Source organism: Streptomyces sp. NPDC028368 (genome assembly GCF_055565615.1).
This window is the reverse complement of sequence record NZ_JBVHTY010000016.1, coordinates 17,579-37,607: the sequence shown is the minus strand read 5'-3', so window position 1 is coordinate 37,607 and position 20,029 is coordinate 17,579. Positions and strand designations below refer to the sequence as shown.

15 protein-coding genes are annotated in these 20,029 nt (G+C 72.9%); 11 read left to right on the top strand and 4 right to left on the bottom strand.

Features of this window, described 5'->3' with window-relative positions:
- Both ACZ4S3_RS30885 and ACZ4S3_RS30880 read left to right on the top strand, forming a co-directional pair.
- Entirely contained in the window at positions 1-906 is a 906-nt protein-coding gene (locus ACZ4S3_RS30885) for an arginase family protein (RefSeq protein ID WP_467940009.1), read from the top strand.
- A gap of 107 nt (positions 907-1,013) precedes the next feature.
- Positions 1,014-3,065, top strand: a complete 2,052-nt coding sequence (locus tag ACZ4S3_RS30880; RefSeq protein ID WP_467940007.1) for a DUF5107 domain-containing protein — start codon at positions 1,014-1,016, stop codon at positions 3,063-3,065.
- Between the two features lie 31 nt (positions 3,066-3,096).
- Here ACZ4S3_RS30880 and ACZ4S3_RS30875 read toward each other — a convergent pair whose 3' ends face one another.
- Positions 3,097-4,428, bottom strand: a complete 1,332-nt coding sequence (locus ACZ4S3_RS30875; RefSeq protein ID WP_467940005.1) for an aldehyde dehydrogenase family protein — start codon at positions 4,426-4,428, stop codon at positions 3,097-3,099.
- Between the two features lie 64 nt (positions 4,429-4,492).
- On the opposite strand from ACZ4S3_RS30875, the gene ACZ4S3_RS30870 reads away from it, so the two are divergent.
- A complete protein-coding gene (locus tag ACZ4S3_RS30870; protein WP_467940003.1) occupies positions 4,493-5,149 on the top strand; it encodes a TetR/AcrR family transcriptional regulator in 657 nt (218 codons plus the stop codon).
- A gap of 88 nt (positions 5,150-5,237) precedes the next feature.
- A complete protein-coding gene (locus ACZ4S3_RS30865; protein WP_467940001.1) occupies positions 5,238-6,164 on the top strand; it encodes an NADP-dependent oxidoreductase in 927 nt (308 codons plus the stop codon).
- A 113-nt stretch (positions 6,165-6,277) separates the two neighbouring features.
- On the opposite strand, the gene ACZ4S3_RS30860 is transcribed toward ACZ4S3_RS30865, so the two are convergent.
- The 3 genes from ACZ4S3_RS30860 to ACZ4S3_RS30850 form a co-directional block, all read right to left on the bottom strand.
- On the bottom strand, positions 6,278-6,652 hold the full coding sequence (locus tag ACZ4S3_RS30860) for a VOC family protein (protein WP_467939998.1): 375 nt from the start codon (positions 6,650-6,652) through the stop codon (positions 6,278-6,280).
- A 42-nt stretch (positions 6,653-6,694) separates the two neighbouring features.
- Positions 6,695-7,510 (bottom strand): methyltransferase domain-containing protein, encoded by an 816-nt coding sequence (locus tag ACZ4S3_RS30855; RefSeq protein WP_467939995.1) that lies wholly within the window; start codon positions 7,508-7,510, stop codon positions 6,695-6,697.
- 111 nt (positions 7,511-7,621) lie between these two features.
- Positions 7,622-9,103 (bottom strand): phosphatase PAP2 family protein, encoded by a 1,482-nt coding sequence (locus tag ACZ4S3_RS30850; protein ID WP_467939991.1) that lies wholly within the window; start codon positions 9,101-9,103, stop codon positions 7,622-7,624.
- Between the two features lie 80 nt (positions 9,104-9,183).
- Here ACZ4S3_RS30850 and ACZ4S3_RS30845 point away from each other — a divergent pair, with 80 nt between their 5' ends.
- The 7 genes from ACZ4S3_RS30845 to ACZ4S3_RS30815 all read left to right on the top strand — a co-directional run bounded on the left by ACZ4S3_RS30845 (position 9,184) and on the right by ACZ4S3_RS30815 (position 19,823).
- Positions 9,184-9,639, top strand: coding sequence for a GNAT family N-acetyltransferase (locus ACZ4S3_RS30845; protein ID WP_467939988.1), 456 nt, complete (start codon positions 9,184-9,186; stop codon positions 9,637-9,639).
- A gap of 303 nt (positions 9,640-9,942) precedes the next feature.
- Positions 9,943-11,148, top strand: a complete 1,206-nt coding sequence (locus tag ACZ4S3_RS30840) for a cytochrome P450 (protein ID WP_467939985.1) — start codon at positions 9,943-9,945, stop codon at positions 11,146-11,148.
- A gap of 273 nt (positions 11,149-11,421) precedes the next feature.
- Positions 11,422-12,486, top strand: a complete 1,065-nt coding sequence (locus tag ACZ4S3_RS30835; RefSeq protein WP_467939980.1) for a type III polyketide synthase — start codon at positions 11,422-11,424, stop codon at positions 12,484-12,486.
- 504 nt (positions 12,487-12,990) lie between these two features.
- Complete coding sequence (locus ACZ4S3_RS30830) at positions 12,991-14,193, top strand: aminotransferase class I/II-fold pyridoxal phosphate-dependent enzyme (RefSeq protein WP_467939975.1); 1,203 nt, start codon at positions 12,991-12,993, stop codon at positions 14,191-14,193.
- Between the two features lie 112 nt (positions 14,194-14,305).
- A complete protein-coding gene (locus ACZ4S3_RS30825) occupies positions 14,306-15,397 on the top strand; it encodes an MBL fold metallo-hydrolase (protein WP_467939973.1) in 1,092 nt (363 codons plus the stop codon).
- Between the two features lie 196 nt (positions 15,398-15,593).
- On the top strand, positions 15,594-18,071 hold the full coding sequence (locus ACZ4S3_RS30820; RefSeq protein ID WP_467939969.1) for a hypothetical protein: 2,478 nt from the start codon (positions 15,594-15,596) through the stop codon (positions 18,069-18,071).
- Between the two features lie 387 nt (positions 18,072-18,458).
- On the top strand, positions 18,459-19,823 hold the full coding sequence (locus ACZ4S3_RS30815; RefSeq protein WP_467939966.1) for an amino acid permease: 1,365 nt from the start codon (positions 18,459-18,461) through the stop codon (positions 19,821-19,823).
- Positions 19,824-20,029 lie beyond the last annotated feature (206 nt).

Sequence of the window (20,029 nt, the reverse complement as noted above, 5' to 3'; positions counted from 1 at the left end):
ATGCGCCGTACCGTACTCATCGATGCCCCCTCCAACCTCGGACTCCGCCCGCCCGTGCCCGGCACCGTCCCCGGCTGCTACAAGCTCGCCGGCGCGCTGCGCGAGCAGGGGCTGCTGCGGCGGCTCGGCGCGCTGGAGGGCGGTGTGGTGGTGGTGCCGCGCTACGACCTGGGGACGTGGCGGGAGGGCGACGGCGACTTCAACGCCGCCGCCATCGCCGCCTACACCCGCAAGCTGGCGACGCGGGTCGAGGACCACGTCCGCAGCGGCGACTTCCCGGTGGTGCTCGGCGGGGACTGCAGCATTCTGCTCGGCGCGGTGCTCGCGCTGCGGCGGCTGGGGCGCTACGGCGTGGCCTATCTCGACGGGCACGGCGACTTCCGGCACCCGGGCAATGCGGCGGTGTCCGGCCCGGTCGGTGCCGCGGCCGGGGAGGGCGTCGCGCAGATCACCGGGCGCGGGCAGCCGGACCTCACGGACCTCGAGGGGCTGCGGCCGTACGTCCGTGACGAGGATGTGAGCCTGCTGGGGATCCGGGACGCGGACGAGGACCAGGCGGAGCTGACCGGCCTCGGCATCAGTCACACGCCGGTCGGCGAGATCCGGCGGTGCGGCCCCGGCGCGGTGGCCCGCGCGACCCTCGCCCGCTTCCAGCAGTCCCCGCTGGACGGCTTCTGGATCCACCTCGACGCGGATGTCCTCGACCCGTCCGTCATGCCGGCCGTCGACAGCCCCGACCCCGACGGCCTGCTCACCGACGAACTCCACGCACTCCTCGCCCCGTTGGCCGCCTCGCCCCGCTGCGTCGGCATCAACGTCACCATCTACGACCCGGACCGCGACCCGGAAGGGACCGGCGCGGCGCTGCTCGCCGGACTCCTGGAGCGCGTCTTTGCGCAACCCTGACCGCACCTGCCGGAAGAAGCCCTGTTCACAAGGGCGCTGACGTTGTTCCATGGTCAACAGGAGGCCGCCGGAGCCGAGGTGGCCCGGTTCAATCCTGCGAGGCAGCCGTGGCCACGAGTGTGCGACGCACCACCCTGACCCTTCCCGCCGCCCCCATCGGTCCGGACAACCCGCTCCCGGCGCTGCGTGCCGGCCGCGACCCGCACCGTATCGAGATCCCCCAGGATGCCGGGCTGCCCGGCGACATGGCCCGCCAGATCGGCTACCGCCCGCTGCGCTCGATCCTGCCCGCCCGGCTGCGCGACGGCTACGGCCGCGACCGCCGCGACACCGACCTCGACGCGCTGGTCCTCGAGAACGACCGGCTGCGCGTCACGGTCCTGCCCGGCCTCGGTGGCCGGGTGTCCTCCCTGTTCCACAAGCCGACCGGCCGCGAACTGCTCTACCGCAATCCCGTACTGCAGCCCGCCGCCTTCGCCCTCAACGGTGCCTGGTTCTCCGGCGGGATCGAATGGAACATCGGCGCCACCGGCCACACCGCCCTCTCCTGCGCCCCGCTGCACGCCGCCCGCGTCCCGGCGCCGGGCGGCGGGGAGATGCTCCGCCTGTGGGAGTGGGAGCGGCTGCGCGACCTGCCTTTCCAGGTGGACCTGTGGCTGCCCGAGGGCTCCGACTTCCTCCACGTGGGCGTCCGGATCCGTAATCCGCACCACCACACCGTGCCGGTCTACTGGTGGTCCAACACCGCCGTCCCGGAGAGCGGCCGCAGCCGCGTGCTGGCACCCGCCGACGAGGCCTGGTACTTCGGCTACGAGCGGACCCTGCGGCGGGTCCCGGTACCGGACTTCGAGGGCGCCGACCGCACCTACCCGCTGCGCAGCGAGTTCCCGGCGGACTACTTCTACGAGGTGCCCGACGGTGCCCGCCGATGGGTCACCTCGCTCGGCGAGGACGGCCGCGGCCTGGTGCAGACCTCCACCGACACGCTGCGCGGCCGCAAGCTCTTCCTGTGGGGCGCGGGGCGGGCCGGACGGCGCTGGCAGGAATGGCTCACCGAGCCGGACACCGGCGGCTATGCCGAGATCCAGGCCGGTCTGGCCCGTACGCAGCTGGAGCATGTCCCGCTCGACGCCGGCGGCGAGTTCGCGTGGCTGGAGGCGTACGGGCCGCTGGCCGCCGATCCCGCGACGGTGCACGGCGACGACTGGGGCGCGGCGCGAGGCGAGGTCGAGGCCCGGCTGGAGGCGGCCCTGCCACGGGCGGACATCGATGCCGCCTATGCCGCCTGGCTGCCGTATGCCGACCAGGAACCGAAGGAGTCGCTGGCCACCGGCTCCGGCTGGGGTGCGCTCGAAGTCGCCCGCGCGGGGCTCGATCTGCCGGGTACGCCGTTCGACGCGGCGACCCTCGGCGCGGCACAGCAGCCCTGGCTGACGCTGCTCAAGACCGGCGATCTGCCGCCTGTGGGCCCGCTGCCCGGCCCGGCGCTGGTCGCCCCGGCCTGGCGTGACCTGCTGGAGTCGGCGCTGCCCGGTCCGGCCACCGACTACCACCTCGGCCTCGCGCAGTGGCATGCCGGTGACCGCGCCCAGGCCGTGCGCAGCTGGGAGCGGGCGCTGGCGGCCGGCGGCGGCCGGCTGTCGCTGGACGCACTGCCGCTGTACTGCCTGGCAGTCGCCGAGTCCGAGGCGGGCGATGCGGAGCGGGCCGCCGAGCGGTACGCGGAGGCGTTCGGCTGCGCGGCCCGGTTCGCCGAGACGCTGGCGTCGGAGGGCTCGGCCACCCGCATCTGGCGGTCCGTGCTGCCCGCGCTCGCCCGGGAGGCGGTCCCGGCGCTGCTGGCCGTCGGGCGGGCCGACGAGGCCTGCGATCTGCTGGCGCAGCTGCGTCAGGAGGACCTGGCCGCCGGCCGGTTCCGGCTGCTGACCGCTCAGGTTCTGCTCGCCCAGGGCGAACCGGCCGCGGCCCGCGGGGTCTTCGACGCCGGCTTCGAGATCGCCGACCTGCGCGAGGGCGACGAGACCCTCGGCGACACCTGGTACGCCATCGCCGAACGCCTCGTCGCGGGCCCCGGGCCGGTCACGGACGACGTACGCGCCGAGGCCCGCGTCCGGCACCCGCTGCCGGAGCGGTACGAGTTCCGGATGCGGCCGGTGTGACGGGGCTGGCGGTGAAGAGGCCGGGCCGCCGTCACCCCAGCGGCTTGTCCAGCACCGCCTTGGTGTGGCTGAACGTATCGATGGAGTACTCGCCGTGGTACCGCCCCATCCCGCTCTCGCCGACGCCGCCGAACGGCAGGTCGGGGGCGGTGAGATGGGCGACCGGGAGGCCGAAGGCCAGGGCGCCGGAGGAGGTTTCGGTCAGCAGCCGCCGCTTGGTGGCGGCGGACTCGGTGAACGCGTAGAGGGCCAGCGGCTTGTCGCGTTCGTTGATGAAGGCGATGGCGGCGTCCAGGTCGGGTACGGAGACGATCGGCAGGACCGGGCCGAAGATCTCCTCCCGCATCACCGGGGCGTCGGGCGGGACATCGGCGAGGACGGTGGGCGCCAGGTAGCGGGTGGCGCGGTCGTGCTGACCGCCGACGACGGTGCGGCCGCTGTCCAGGAGGGCGGTGAGCCGGTCGAAGTGCCGCTCGTTGACGATGCGCCCGTACTCCTCGGCCGCCGCCGGATCGGCCCCGTAGGCGGCGCGCACGGCGTCGGCGAGATGCGGCTCGACGGCCTGCGCGGTGTCGCCGATCGCCAGGATGTAGTCGGGCGCCACACAGGTCTGCCCGGCGTTGAGGAACTTGCCGGTCGCGATCCGCCGGGCCGCGGCGGCCAGATCGGTGTCCACGTCGAGGACGACCGGGCTCTTGCCGCCGAGCTCCAGCGTGACCGGCGTCAGATGCCGCGCGGCGGCCGCCATCACGATGCGGCCGACGGTGCCGTTGCCGGTGTAGAAGATGTGGTCGAAGCGCTGCTCCAGCAGGGCCGTGGTCTCCGGTACGGCGCCCTCGACGACGGCCACCGCCTCGTCGTCCAGATAGCGCGGCAGCAGCCGGGCAAGGGCGGCGGAGGTCTGCGGGGCCAGTTCGCTGGGCTTGACGACGGCGCAGTTGCCCGCGGCCAGCGCGCCGACCAGCGGCGCGAGCGCCAGCTGCAGCGGGTAGTTCCAGGGGGCGATCACCAGGACGACGCCGAGCGGTTCCCGTACGACCTGGGCGGCGGCGGGGAGCAGGCGGTCGGGGAGCTGCGCGGGCCGGGGGGCCAGCCAGTCGTCGAGGTGGGCGAGGGTGTGGTCGATCTCGTTGAGGGTGAAGCCGATCTCGGTGCGATAGGCCTCCTGCGGGCCCTTGCCGAGGTCGGCGGCGAGTGCGGTGAGGAGAGCGTCGCTCTGCTCGGTGAGCAGTGTGCGCAGCGCTTCGAGTTGGCCGCGCCGCCAGGCGGGGGAGGCGGTGCGGCGGGTGGCGAAGGTGGTGCGGAGCCGGGCGATGACGGCGGCGGTATCCAGGTCGGTGCTGGGCGGGGTGTGAGAAGCCATGTCCCCGACCGTACACGAAACGAAAATATTTCGTTTCGTATTGGGTGGCCGGTAGACTCCCGGTGTGGCCGAACGCACCGAGAGCAACCAGAGCGCACCCGCCGGGCGGCAGCCCGCCCGGGGGCGGCCCCGTGACGCCGGCCGCGACCGCGCCCTGCTGGAGGCCACGGTCCAGGTCCTCCAGGAGAGCGGCTACGGCGGCCTGACCACGGCGGCGGTCGCCAAGCGGGCAGGGGTGTCCACCGCGACGCTCTACCGCCGGTGGCGTTCCAAGGAAGACCTGGTCGTGGGCACCGCCGTCCGCTGGGCGAGCGACCTCGGCCCGCAGCCGGACACGGGCAGCCTTGAAGGCGACCTGGCCTCGCTGCTGCGGGACAAGGCCGAAACGCTGGAGGGGCCCGGCGGCCGGCTGCTGCACGTACTGATCGGCGAGGCCGCGCACAACGAAGCGCTGGCCCGGGTCCTGGACACCGCCATCATCCAGCCGGTCCGCGACCGGGCCGCGACCGTGGTCCGCCGGGCCGTCGAACGCGGCGACATCGCACCGCTCGACGACGCCCACGTCCTGGCCGACCTGGTCGTCGGTTCGATGGTCAGCCGCCTCTTCCTGACCCCGGACGCGGCGCACCGCCCGCCGTCGGCCACCCCCACGTCGGGTACGGCGGTGACCCGCGAGCTGCTCCCGTTCCTGCTGCGCGCCCTGGGGGCCCAGCCCGGCTGACGGGCCGGGCCGGGCCGGGCCATAGGCCATTCGGAGATTGTTCGCGAGACCGCGGAATGATCCCCCGCCGTTACTCGTTGTGACGACCATGAAGGCAATCAGCGTGAACAGCTACGGCGGCCCCTCGGTCCTGGAGTACACCGATCAGCCCGACCCGAAGGTGGCCCCCGACTCGGTCCTGATCCGGGTCAGGGCCGCCGGCGTCAATCCCGTGGACTGGAAGATCGTCGAGGGCTATCTGGATGCGATGATGCATACCCATTTCCCGCTGATCCCCGGCTGGGACGTGTCGGGCGTGGTCGAGGCGGTCGGCGCGGACGCCACCGAGTTCGAGGTCGGGGACGAGGTCATCGGCTATGTCCGCAAGGACGAGGTGCAGCACGGCACTTACGCCGAGCTGGTCGCGGCCCCGGTGCGGACCCTGGCGCGCAAGCCCGCCTCGCTCAGCTGGCAGCAGGCCGCGGGGCTGCCGCTCGCCGGACTGACGGCCCATCAGGCGCTCGGCCGGGTCGGCACGAAGCAGGGCGAGACGGCCCTGGTGCATGCCGCCGCGGGCGGCGTCGGCTCGCTCGCCGTACAGATCGCGGTGGCCCGGGGCGTCCGTGTCATCGGCACGGCCAGCGAGCGCAACCACAACTTCCTGCGGTCCCTGGGCGCCGAGCCGGTGACGTACGGTGACGGACTCGCCGACCGGGTGCGGGCGCTGGCGCCCGAGGGCGTGGACGTGGCACTGGACTTCGTCGGCGACGGCGTCCTGGATGTCTCGCAGCAGCTGCTCAAGGACCGGAGCCGGCTGGTGTCCGTCGCCGACGGTGAGGTCAAGGAGAAGGGCGGCCATCTGGTGTGGGTGCGGCCGGACACCGCCGGTCTGACGGAGCTCGGCGAGCTCGCGGATGCCGGGAAGCTCGTGGTGCCGGTCGAGGCGGTGTTCCCGCTGGCCGAGGCGGCCGAGGCGGTCAAGCGCAGCATGTCGGGGCGGGCCCGCGGCAAGATCGTGCTGGAGGTGTCTTCCTGACGCGGGGGCTGTCGCTGCCCGACGGGCCCCGGGCCTGCCGACGGGCCGCGGGCCTGCCGACGGGCCCCGGGCAACCGGCCGTCGCCCGGCCGCCCGGGGCGCGTCCCGTCCTGCTAGGCGCCCGATCCGGCCGCCTCGCCGCCCTGCTTCCGGTCGACGTATTCGAAGATCGACCCGTCCGGATGGCGGGCCACGAGGTTGCGGCCGATCGGGGTCGGCAGCGGACCGGCGATGATGTCCGCGCCGACCGCCGACAGATCGGCGACCGCATCGTCCACGTCCTTGACGGCGAGGGTCGCCGTGATCTTCCGCAGCACCGACAACTCCGCCTCGGGGCCGCTCATCAGGAAGAAGCACCCGACGGCCGCGACCGCCACGCCGCCGCGCTGGAAGCGGATGGCCTCGGCGCCGGTGAGCCGTTCATAGACACCGATCGCGGCATCGAGATCGCCGACACATACCCGCAGTGAGGTCCCCAGAATGTCCATACGGACCAGCCTAGTTGGGCATCGTGCCGGCGCGCAGCATGGTCACACCCGGCACAGGATCTCGCCGTGCAGGATGCCGAACCAGCCGTCCTCCTGCGCTCCCCACTCGCGCCAGGCGCGGGCGATCCGGTCCAGTTCCTCCGTCGTGGCGTGGCCGCCGTCCACCGCGAGGCGGGCGTACCCCGACGACACCGTGCGGTCCGCCCACAGTTCGCTCCACCAGGACCGCTCCTCGGGACTGCTGTAGCACCACGTACCTGCGGTGACGGTGACCGCCGACGGGTCGAAACCGGCCTGGCGCGCCCAGGCGTGCAGCCTGCGCCCGGCGTCCGGCTCGCCGCCGTTGGCGCGCGCCACCCGCAGATACAGCCGCTGCCAGTCGGCCATCCCCTCGACCTCCGGGTGCCAGATCATTCCCGAGTAGTCCGAATCGCGGACGGCGACGATCCCGCCCGGCTTGGTGACCCGCCGCATCTCGCGCAGCGCCTGCACGGGATCGCCCACGTGCTGCAGGACCTGATGGGCGTGCACCACACAGAAGGTGTCGTCCGGGTAGTCCAGTGCGTGGACATCGCCGACCGCGAAGCGGACGTTCGTCAGCTCGCGAGCGGCGGCCGTGGCGCGCGCCAGGTCCAGCACCTCGGGTGCGTGCTCCAGGCCGGTGACCTCCCCCTCCGGCACCAGCGCGGCCAGGTCGGCGGTGATGGTCCCGGGACCGCAGCCGATGTCCAGCACCTTCATGTGCGGCAGCAGTGAATCCAGCAGATATCCGGCCGAGTTGGCGGCGGTGCGCCAGGTGTGGGAGCGCAGTACGGACTCGTGGTGGCCGTGTGTGTAGACGGCGGATTCCTGCGGCATGGTCGGCTCCTTCGCGTGACCGGGTGCATACGGGTCGGCGGTACGGCGACGCCCTTCGGCGTGCTGATCACACCGTACGCTTCGGTCTCGCATCATGAGAGTCCCATCTCACTATCCGGGCGGCAGGCGGTAGACGGTCAATGCCTCGTTCACCTTCTCCAGCGTCAACTCGCCATGAGAGGTGGTGACTTCACCGTCGAATGCCAGCGCCGTCCCGTCGGGGAGGCCGCCGATCCGCAGGCTGCGCAGCCGGGCCTCGCCGAGGACCGGGGAGGCGCGCGGGGTGCCGGTCAGGGCCCCGGCGAGCAGCTGCGTACGGGCCAGCCGGCCACCGTGCACCACCCGGACGTCGAGCACCCCGTCCGCCAGGTCGTGCCGCCGTACCGGCGCCAGCCCCAGCCCCCGGTACTGGCAGTTGCCGGCGAACAGCAGCCACACCGCGCGCCGCTTGCCGTTGATCTCGACGGTCAACGGCTCGGCGGTGCGCAGCACTTCCCACGCCGCGAGCACCCCGGCCGGCCAGGCCCCGATCCGGCCCGCCCACTTCTCACGGATCCGTACCAGCTCCGGATACGCCCCGATGGAGAAGGTGTTGAGGAAGTACTGCCCCTCGCGGTGCGGCCCGGCCCGGAAGCGCGCCAGGTCGACGGCGACCGCCTCGCCGCTCTCCACGGCGCGCGCCGCCTCCGCGTAGGTCTCGATCCCCAGGTCGTACGCGAAATGGTTGTGGGTGCCGCCGGGCAGCACCGCCAGCGGCAGGCCGTGCCGTACCGCAACCGTCGCCGCCGCGTTGACGGTGCCGTCCCCGCCGAGCACCCCCAGTGCGCCGCCTCGCTGCCTGGCGAGCTCCGCGGCCTCCTCCATGACCTCGCCCAGCGGCCGTGCGCCGGGCCCGCCGTGCTGCACGATCTCGGCGTGCGGCAGTACCCCGTGCACCTCCCGGGCCCGGTCGGCGCGCGGCCCGGCGCGCTGCCCCGAGCCCTGGTTCGCCACCACCACCAGGCCGCGCCCGCCGGGCAGCGCGGGCGCGTCGGCGCGCGGCCGGGCGGGCGGCGCCAACTGGGCGCGGGTCGGCGCCAAGCCGCGCACGGCGAACGCCGCACCGGCGCCCAGCGCCGCCCCGGCCAGCACATCGCCGGGATAGTGCACCCCCGTATACACACGGGAGAACGCCACCGACGCGGCGACCGGCGCCAGCGCCAGTCCCCACCACTTGTTCTCGAACGCGACTCCGGTGGCGAAGGCCACCGCCGAGGCCGAGTGCCCGGAGGGGAAGGAGGAGGTGAAGGGCTGGCGGTGCAGCTGCCGTATCACCGGTACTGCGTCCAGCAGCGGGCGCTCGCGCCGTACGGCACGTTTGCCGAGGGTGTTCACCGTCGCCGACGCCACCGCCAGCGAGGCCAGGCCGCGCAGCGCGGCCCGCCGGCCGGGCCTGCCTCCCAGTGCGGCGACACCCGCCCCGATACCGAACCACAGCAGCCCGTGGTTGGCGCTCCGGGACAGCCGCGGAAGCACTCGCCGAGCGCCCGGCCACTCGCGTGCGGCGATTCGGCCGAAGGCCAGCCGGTCGAGGTTGGTCAGCACTTTTCGCATGCGGCACCTTGTACCCCGGGCGAGCCGTAACAGACCGGCCCGCCGCCGAACGGCGGCGCCCGGCCTGGTTCCCTGTACCGGTGATCAGGAAACGCGACGATGCCGACCTGGACGCCTGCGCGGCCGTCCTGGCCGAGGTGCACCGCCACAGCGGCTACCCCTACCACTGGCCCGCCGATCCGGTCGGCTGGCTGACGCCCGACGCCCTGACCGGCGCCTGGGTCGCGGAGACGGACGGCCGGATCGTCGGCCATGCGGCGCTCCGCGGCCCCGAGATCAGCCGCCTCTTCGTCGCCCCCACGGCCCGCGGCCAGGGCCTCGGCGAGCGGCTGCTGTGCACCGCCGTGCGGGCGGCGGCGGACCGCGGACGGCGTCCCGTACTGGAGGTGAAGACCACGGATACGTCCGCCGTCGCCCTGTACGAGCGGCTGGGCTGGCTGCGCAGCGGCAGTGAGCGGCAGGACTGGGGCGCGGGGGATCCGGTGGAGGTGTACCGCTACGAGTGGCCGGGTGCCGCCGGGCCCGCGGGGGACTGACCGCCCGAACCGGATGCCACCCATTTGGCGCAACGCGCCCCTCGCCCGCTCATCGCCGTAAGCCGCTGCGGACAGGCGGGGGCGACCGCATCCGCCGCCCCCGCACGCCCAAGCCGTCCCGCACCCGGCTGGCTACCATGCTTGCGAGCTACGAAAGGGCGCTTTTGCGGCATTTGTCGAATATGCGCAGCGCCGTATATGCGCATGTGCGGCGCCGTATATACGCGCCCCCGCATGTGTACGCCCCGGCCTGCCGGCGCAGGCCGCGCATCCGCTCGTCCCCTCTCACCCCGGGAGCTCAGCATGGAATCCGGCCCGAACGTCTGGAACTGCCCATTCGACTACGCCGAAGCCCTTGAGTTCGACCCGACGCTCAAGCGCCTGCTGACCGAGGAACCGGTCGCCCGCATCCGGCTGCCCTACGGGGAAGGCGAGGCATGGCTCGTCACCCGCTACGAGGATGTGCGCACGGTGACCACCGACCGGCGCTTCAGCCGCCACGCCGTCATCGGCCGCGACTTCCCCCGTATGACGCCGGAGCCGATCGTCCAGGACGAGGCGATCAATGTGATGGACCCGCCCGCCAGCAGCCGCTTGCGGAGCCTGGTCTCCAAGGCGTTCGCGCCGCGTCACGTCGCCCGGATGCGGACCCGTACCCAGCACGTCGTGGACGAACTGCTGGACCGCATGACCGAGTACGGCTCTCCGGGCGACCTGATGGAGGGCCTGGCGAGCCCGCTGCCCCTGACGACGATCTGCGAGGTCCTCGACATCCCCGAGGCCGACCGTGCACAGCTGCGCGGCTACGCCCGCACCATGATGAACACCAGCCTCGACAACAAGGAAAACGCCGTCCGGGCCAAGGCCGACATGCGCGCGTACTTCGGCACGCTGACCGCCCACCGGCGCGAGAACCCGGGAGACGACCTGATCAGCGCGCTCGCCACGGCCCGCGACGGGGACGAGATCCTCGACGAGCGGGAACTGACCGTCATGGCCATGGTCCTGCTCATCACCGGCCAGGACACCACCACCTACCAGATCGCCAACCTCTCCTACACCCTGCTCACGCGGCCGAAGGAGCTCGCCATGCTGCGGGCCCATCCCGAGAGACTCCCGCAGGCGCTCGAGGAGATGCTGCGGTTCATCCCGTTCCGCAAGGGCGTCGGCATTCCCCGCGTCGCCCTCGAGGACGTGGAACTCAGCGGGGTCACGATCCGGGAAGGGGACATCGTCCATGTCTCCTACCTGACGGCAAACCGGGACAGCCGTAAGTTCGACCGGCCCGACGAGCTGGATCTGGACCGCGAGAAGCCGTCCCATATGACCTTCGGCTGGGGCGGGCATCACTGCCTGGGCGCCCCGCTCGCGCTCATCGAGATGGAAGTTGCGCTCGGTACCCTCCTGGACCGCTTCCCCGACCTGAAACTGGCGAAGCCGGCCGAGGAGGTGCGCTGGAACGAAACCTCGATCTGGCGCTATCCGGTCGCGCTGCCGGTCAACTGGTGACGGGCCGAACGAGGCAGCGGCATGCAGACTTCACCCGCCTGCCGTACCGTTGCTCGTACAGATGACCCATCTGAACAGGGAGAGTTCACTCTTCGACGGCTGGCCCGCCGGCGTCCCGCCCAGGGGCACTCGACTCGGGCCGCCGGAACCGTCAGTGGTCTCAGTCGCCTCTCTCCATCTGCGCACTGCGCCGTGACGGATCCCGTCGGCCCCCAAGACCCGTGACCAGAGCAGGGATCGCACCGAGCGGACCACAGTCTGCTAGGAGCACACATGGCGGTTCTGTGTAAACCGGCAATCGCGGTCCCTGAATACATCATCACCCAAGAAGACACTCTCGAGCTGGCGCGTCAGCTGCACTTCGACCATCTGCAGCTGAAGAAGGTACTCCGGCTGATCGAGCACACCGGCGTGGTCAGACGGCATTTGATCCAGCCGATCGACAAGGTGCTGGAACATCCCGGGCTCGACACCCGTAGCGCCATCTACGAAGAGGAATCCAAGGCCCGCGTGCCCGCCGTGGTGCGCAAGGCACTTGACCAGGCCGAGCTGGAACCACGGGAGATCGACCTGATCATCTACGTGTCCTGCACCGGCTTCACGATGCCGGCACTGACCGCGTGGCTCATCAACACCATGGGCTTCCGGTCGGACACCAGACAGATCCCGATCGCCCAACTCGGCTGTGCGGCAGGGGGCGCCGCGATCAACCGGGCGCATGACTTCTGCCGGGCATACCCCGACGCCAACGTGCTCATCGTCGCGTGCGAATTCTGCTCGCTGTGCTACCAGCCCACGGACATGGACGTGGGAACCCTGCTGTCCAACGGCCTGTTCGGTGACGCGGTCGCCTCCGCCGTGGTCCGCGGGAACGGCGGCACCGGCGTCCACCTGGAACGCAACGGCTCCTATCTCATCCCGAACACCGAGGACTGGATCTCGTACGCGGTGCGGTCCACCGGATTCCACTTCCAGCTGGACAAGCGCGTGCCAGGCACCATGGAACCCCTCGCCCCCGCCTTGCGTGCCGTCGCGGAGCAGGAGCACTGGAACGCGGGCAAGCTGGACTTCTACATCATCCACGCCGGCGGCCCGCGCATTCTGGACGACCTGTGCTACTTCCTCGACGTGCCTCCCGAGGCGTTCCGCTTCAGCCGCGCGACGCTCACCGAATACGGCAACATCGCCAGCGCGGTGGTGCTGGACGCCCTGGCCCGTCTGTTCGACGAGGGGTCGGCCCTGGACGGTCAGCGGGGGATGATGGCGGGCTTCGGGCCCGGTATCACCGCCGAGATGTCGCTGGGCACGTGGACGTCAAGTCCGGTGGGGGAGGGGTGACTTCCCAGGGTGCCGGGCGCGCCTGCCCGGCACCCTGGCGGGTACTTCCCGGCCGGCTCCGCGGCCGTGCTCCGGCGCGGGTCCGCCCGATGCCGGTGACAGGGAATCCTCGGGGCTGATACCTGCCGCCACCGCCAGCCACCGCCAGCCACCGCCACCACCGCCACCACCGCCGCCGCCCGCCGTGCGTTCGCCGTGGGAAGCGGCGGTAGCGGGGCGGGGGCGAGGGGGCGAGGCAGGCGGTGGAGGCCATATGGGCCTTCTCGGGGGCCGGCCTCGTACCCCGGCTTGCACCCCGGCTTCGTCCCCGGCCTCGTCCCCCGCTTTGCACGGAAGAGTGAGCCGTTGCCCCATACGGCCGCACCCCGCCCGCCCGGCCGCCCCCTCCCGCCCGCCGCTGACGTGTCGCCCCGGTTGCCACCCGCGCCATCTGCCAAGGTGGTCGGAGCCGTCAATCATGTGATGGGCCCACGATTGCTGCCGTCGCGGAGTGTGGAGGTACGGATGCAGCGGACCGCCCCGGATCCGGTCCCGGACCCGCCGGTGGGCCTCCCCGTGCTCCCGGACCTCGCCGCGCACCTGGCCGCGGCCGCCGGCCGCAGCGAACCGGAACCCCCCGGCGGCTCCCGGCCGCTGCGCGCCGCCGCCTGCGGCTACTGGGAACGCCGCGGCCTGGTCACCGCCCCCGGACGGACACTCGCCGCCCCGGGCGCACCCGCCCTGCTCCTCGCGCTGTACGCCGCGGCCGAGGGGGCCGTGGTGCTGCCGCGGCCCTGTTCCGAGTGGTACGCACCGCCCGCCCGGCTGCTCGGCCGGCCGGTGCACCTCGCGCCCGTACCGGCCGAATCGGGCGGCGTGCCCGACCCGTTCGCGCTGCTGGAGACCGTCCGCCGGGCCCGGATGCACGGCGAGGAGCCGCGCGTCCTCGTCCTGTCCGTCGCCGACGACCCGACCGGCACCTGCCCGGCGCCCGAGCAGCTGCACGAGGTGTGCGAGGCGGCGGCGGGGGAGGGGCTGTGGGTCATCAGCGACGAGTCGCACCGCGATCTGCTGCACGATCCGCACGACACCGTGGTGCTCAGCCCCGCCGAGATGCTTCCCGACGAGGTCGTGGTGCTGACCGATCTGCGCACCACCCTCGTCCCCGCCTCCTGGCCCGCGGCGCTGGCCCGCTTCCCGGACACCGGCCGCGGCGCCGCCCTGCGGACCGCGGCCCTCGAAGCGCTGGCCGCGCTGCGCACCCCGCTCCCCGGACCCCTCGCCTGCGCCGTCACCCACGCACTCGGCGAGCCCGAGCCCGTACGCACCAGAACCGCCGACGCCGCCCGGCTGCACGGCACACTCACCGCAGCGCTCCACCGCGCCCTCACCGCGGTCGGCGCCGTCTGCCGCCCGCCGCACGCCGGTAGTCATCTCTACGCCGACCTCGAGCCGCTGCGCCGGTCCCTCACCGCCCACGGAATCACTGAATCGGCCACGCTGGAAAGGGAGTTGGCGCCCTGGGCGGCCCGCGGCGGACACCGCTTCGGCGACGATCCGGGTGCGTTACGGGTGCGGCTGGGCTCCGAGTCGCTGCTCGGCGCCGACGCGGAGCTGTGCGGGCGCGGCCTGGACGCGCCCGATCCTCTCCAACTCCCTTCCATCGCCGACTCGTTGACCGCCCTGTCGCGGGCGCTGGCCGCGCTCACCGCCCCGGCCGGCGGCTGATTTGCCGGCCACCGGTCGCCTCCGTGCCGTCCCCGACGCTCTCCCCCGATGTCCTCCCTCGATGCGCCCCCGCACGTGTCCCGCACGCGCGTCCCCCGAATGGAGCCCCTCGATGACCGAACAGACCGAGCGCTCGGTCGCCGAAGCCCACGAAGCAGCCACCGCACCCGCCCCGCCCCTCACGCCGGGCGCCCCCGTCCTTCCCCACGCCACCCCGCCACCACTCGTCGAGCCGCGCCCCCTGGGGGAACCCCGCACCTGGCCCCGGGACTTCACCGACCGGCTGACCGCGCCGCTGCCCGGCGTCCGCGCGCTCGCCCGGATCGCCCGGGAAGGCAAGCTGCGCCCGGCCCCCGAATCGCTGCGGGAGATCCAGGAACTCCCCTTCGAACCGGGCCCGATGCCCGTCGCCGGACCCGCCACCCTCGCCCTCACCTGGGCCGGGCACGCCAGTTGGGTGATCCGGATCGGCGGGCTGACCGTACTGACCGACCCGGTCTGGTCCCGCAAGATCCTCGGCACCCCCGCGCGGGTCACCCCCGTGGGCGTCCGCTGGGAGGACCTCCCGGCCGTCGACGCGGTCGTCATCAGCCACAACCACTACGACCACCTGGACGCCCCGACCCTCAAGCGGCTGCCGCGCCACACCCCGCTGCTGCTCCCCGCCGGCCTGGCGCCCTGGGCCCGCCGCCGCGGCTTCACCCATGTCACCGACCTCGACTGGTGGGAGGCCGTCGAACTGCCCGCCGCCGGCGGCCCCGTGCGCTTCGACTTCGTCCCCGCCCACCACTGGAGCAAGCGCAGCCTGACCGACACCTGCCGCACCCTCTGGGGCGGCTGGATGCTCACCGCGCCGGACGGGCGGCGGCTGCACTTCGCGGGGGACACCGGTTACGGCCACTGGTTCGAGGAGATCGGCCGCCGCTATCCCGGTATCGACCTGGCGATGCTGCCCATCGGCGCGTACGACCCGCGCTGGATGCTGCGCCCCGTGCACACCGACCCGGAGGAGGCCGTACGGGCCTGCCAGGACCTGGGCGCGCGGGCGTTGGCACCGATGCACTGGTCCACCTTCCTGCTCTCCGCCGAACGGCCCCTGGAACCCCTGCACCGGGTCCGCGCCGCCTGGGCCGCCACCGGCCGCCCGCGTGCGGACCTGTGGGATCTGCCGGTCGGCGCGTCACGGGTGCTCGCCGAAGCCTGAGTATGGATCCGGGCACCGGGCCTACCGCGTCTCGGGCCGTGAACTTCCGCACGCAGACGCCCGGTTGGCGCTGCCGGAGCATTGTCAGTGGTTCATGTCACGATCGATCGAGTACGGGACGACACGTACGGACCGCTGCCATCGACCGCTGCCATCGACCGCTGCCATCAACCCCTCCGCGAAAGGGCCCCGCCCCGTGACCGACAGCTCCCGCTCCGCGCTCCGCCTCGCGCTGAGCCTCGCCGACCCGGACACCGCCGACGCGCTCGCCGAGCGGCAGCTGCCGCAGCTGCTGGGCATCCTCGCCGACCGGTTCGGACTTCCGGAGGAGATGGTGGAGGAGCTGTTGGGTGCGGACGCCGTGCAGATGCGGGCGGCGCTGGCCATAGACCCCAAGGAATGGCTCCTGGGGGCGGCGGAGACCGGCGACCCGGTGGTCGGTCTGGCGCTGTGGCGCGCGAAGTACCGCAACGACGCGGGCTACCAAGAGCATGCGATGGAGGAGATCCCCGGCCTGCTGTCGACTCTTCTGTACGCCGCCGACCTCGCGGACCCCCGCTGGTATGACGACGACGGCTTGTTCCCGCTCCTTTACGAGGTGACCACAAGCCCCCTCCTCGTCACTATCCTGACCAGCGGGTTCCCCGGGGTGACCGCGGGCTCCCTCGCCGTGTTCGCCGCGCACCTCCCGCCGCCGGTCGTGGTGGACACCTGCCTCGGCCTCCTGGAGCTCTGGGGCAGCACCGAACCGTTCACCCTGGCCCTTCGCCTGTTCGAGGACATACCGGATCTTGTGGACCCCTGGCACCCGTGGCTGCCCGGTCTCTTGCGGCAGGCCCTCGATGCCCCCGATCCGGAAGCGTTCCTGAGGGAGCACCGGCCCGCCGGGGAGTGGGACGACCCGGAGCACCTCCGCGCACTGCTGGCGCTCCGTTACGGTGACGCCCGTGACGTCCCCGCGGCGAAGCCCGACGGCCTCGACTGGGACCTGATCCGCCGTGAGCACCAGCGCATCCCCTTCGGCCAGGACAACCACCACAGCTTCCGGACCGACACCTCGCTGCACCGGCTCGCCCGGTGGGAGGGCTGCCCCGCCGACCTGCTGAGCGAGAGCTCCCGCAACCACCCCGCCGCGACCACGGCGGACGACGACGCGCTGCCCTTCGAGGCGATCGCCGGGCCCCAGGCACGGACGAGCGAGATATACCTCCCGGACGTCCTCAAGCGCGGCATCGTCGAGGGCCGGTACTCCGCGGACCGGGTCCTGGCCGAAGTGTGCCCGGCGGCGTCGGTGCTCGACTCGCTGCCCTACGACCACGAACCGACCCGCAAGGCCGTCGCCGGGCTGCTCGTCCGCCTCGGCACGGACCCCGTCAACTGGCTGACGTGCTACGCCCGCATCGGGCGCGCCCGCGGCAGCGTCGCCGACCTGATCGCGGACGTCACCTCGCCGGCCTCCCGCAAGAAGCGCCGCACCAGCTGGCCGTGGGCACAGGAAGCGACGTTCCCGGCCGCCTACCCCGAGAACTCCCGGGCGGCGTTCCTCGCCATGATCCGGTGCGTTCCCCAAGAGGTCCAGAAGGCCGTCGTCCCGCACCTCGACGCACGGGCCGTGCAGCATTTCCTGGTGTACGGCGCACCGTCCCCGGCGGTCCGCGACGCGGTGGTGGCCGCCCACGGCGTCCCGGCCCAGGCCGCGATGGCGGCCTCGCATCACCTCTCGGACGCGCAAAAGGACTACCTCCTGGCTCTCGACGAACCGGCCGTGGACGCCCAGCTGTTCCACCACGCCCACCCCGACCGGCGCGAACGGGAGCGGCTGCTCGCCGGACGGCTTCGGGGCGGCGGCATCCGCCCGGTCCCCGCGGAGCTGCTCGCGGTGCTGAGGGACGTCAGGGTCAACGACTACCGCGACTGGTTCATCGCCGGCCTGGGCTCCGGCGACCTCGGCGTGGCCCGTACGGTCGTCGGCCGGCTGCGGCTCTACGTCCCGGCCGCCCGGACCCGGCTGCTGACCGCCGTGTGGGAGCGCGGCGGCCCGGACGCCGTACGGGAGATCCTGGCCATGGACCGCCTCCCGGCCCTGCTGCAGCGGTGGACCGAGCGGGCCCTCGACGCCCCGGACGGCCTGGAGCGGCTGCGCGCCCGGCTCGCCGAGGAGGAGTCCCCGGCCGGGCTCATGGAGTTCCTCACCGCGACCACCGATCCCGGTACGCGATTGCGTCAGCTCCTCGCCGAGGGCTACGAGTGGCCCTGGCCCGCGCTCGTGGCGGCCCACCAGGCCGACGGCCTCTCCGCCCCGCTGCTGAACGAGCTGGCGCAGCACCCGGAGTGCCCCCGCGCACTGCTGCCGGCCGCCCTGGCGACCACTCCCGAGTCGGGAGCGGACTGGATACGTGACGCGCTCCGGAGCGGCCGGCTGGCCCTCGAAGACGTCGTGACCTGCGCCGCCCCCGCTCGCGCCGCTTTCGCCTGTCTGCGGCGGTACGCCGACGACCGGACCGATGCGGCGGCCCGGCAGCCGGTGCGCGACCGCGCCGCGGCCCTGACCCGGGAGCATCTGGGGACGGACGTCGAGGCCTGGTCCGTCTGTCTCCAGCTGCTGCCGACCTTTGCCGGGACGCTTCCCGAACTCGTCGCGACAGCGGGGGCGATGACGCGGCTTCCTGCGTGAACCGGGTGATGCCCCCGAGCGCGGTGCGGCAGGCCACGGTCCGGAACGGCCGCTCGCCTCCCGAGCGCAACGAAGGCCGGTAGGGGCGGCCGAAGCCGTCGGGCTCCGCGATCGGGGCGGTCGGGGGGATTGCTGTCGTTGGTCTGCCGGGCCGAAGATCCTTCGCCCGGAGGTGGCTGCGACCGGAGCATTCCCGGCGATTTGAAGCGTGCCCCTCAGGCGGTGACCATGTGCCAAGCCCGGCGACCTCGGGCACCTGGCAAGACGAGAGACGCACAATCCATGCACCGCAGCCCTGCCACTCAGCACCCCGAGACCGGCTCTGACCTGCACAGTCAAGACAAGCCGCCGTTTCGGATGAGTTTGCTTACCTCAACCGCCCTGGTCATGGGGAACATCATCGGCGGCGGCATCTTTCTGCTGCCGGCCTCGGTCGCCCCGTTCGGCACCGTCAGCCTGCTCGCCTTCGGCGTCCTGACCATCGGGGCCGTCGCCCTCGCCCTGGTCTTCGGCCGGCTGGCCCAGCGCCACCCGGACACCGGAGGCCCGTACGTCTACGCCCGCGAGGCGTTCGGCGACTTCGCCGGGTTCCTGTCCGCCTGGTCGTACTGGACCATGACCTGGGTCAGCAACGCGGCGCTCGCGGTGGCCGCCGTCGGTTACGTCCATGTCCTCGTCCCCGGCCATGCGTCCGCCGGCACCGACCTCGCCGTCGCGCTCGGCGCGCTCTGGCTCCCGGCCCTCGCCAACTTCGCGGGCACCCGCTACGTAGGCGCCGTCCAGCTGATCTCCACCGTCCTCAAGTTCATCCCGCTCCTCTTCATCGCCGTCGTGGGCCTGTTCTTCTTCGACCCGGACAACCTCGGCTCGTTCCACGAGGGCGGCGGCAGCGCGGCCGGCGGTCTGTCCGCGGCGGCCGCGATCCTCCTCTACAGCTATGTGGGCGTGGAGTCCGCGGCGATGAGCGCGGGCGAGGTCCGCGACCCGGAACGCAACGTCGGCCGGGCCACCGTCCTGGGCACCGTCGGTGCCGCCGTCGTCTACCTCCTGGGCACCGTCGCCGTCTTCGGCACCGTCGCGCACAACAAGCTGGTGCACTCCACGGCGCCGTTCTCGGACGCGGTGAACGCCATGTTCGGCGGCCACTGGGGCGGCACGCTCGTCGCCGGCGCGGCCGTCATCTCGATCATCGGCGCCCTCAACGGCTGGACCCTGATGAGCGCCCAGTCCCCGTACGCCGCTGCCAAGGACGGCCTCTTCCCGGCACCCTTCCTGACCAAGCGGCGCGGCGTCCCGACCTTCGGCGTCCTCGCCGCCGCGCTGCTGGCCAGCGCCCTGACCGTGATCAACTACCTGACCGGCGTGGGCGGCGTCTTCGAGATCCTCGTCCTGATCACCACCTTCTCGGCGACGGTGCCGTATCTGCTGGCGGCCGGCGCCCAGATCTACTTCCTGCTGACCGGCCGGCGCGAGGAGGTCCGCCCGGCCCGTTTCGCCCGCGATCTGACCCTCGCCCTGGTGGCGTTCGGGTTCACGTTCTGGCTGGTGGCGGGGGCCGGCTATGCCGCGATCTACCAGGGCGTGCTGTTCCTCTTCGCGGGGATTTTGGTGTACGCGGTGATGGCGGCACGGAAGGCCGGGCGAGAGCGCGGCGGTGCGGCGGACGGTGCGGCGGCGGAAGCCGATGCGACCGACGCCCCGGTGGCTTCCCCGCGGACTGCGCCGGCGGCCGCCTCGGCGGAGGTGCGGTAGCCGTTCCCCGGCGGGCGGCCGCGCGGGTGCCTCACCCTCCAGCGGCCGTCCGAAGCGTAGGGCGCCGGCGCAGATACGGCGTCGGCATCTGCGGGCGGCGGCCCGGACCAGTTCACCGGGGCGAGCCCGCCGATTACCTGGCACGTCATCGACCCCCGCCCCGCCGCGCGCCAGAGTGAGGGCAGCGGTTCACGGGCCGGCGCACT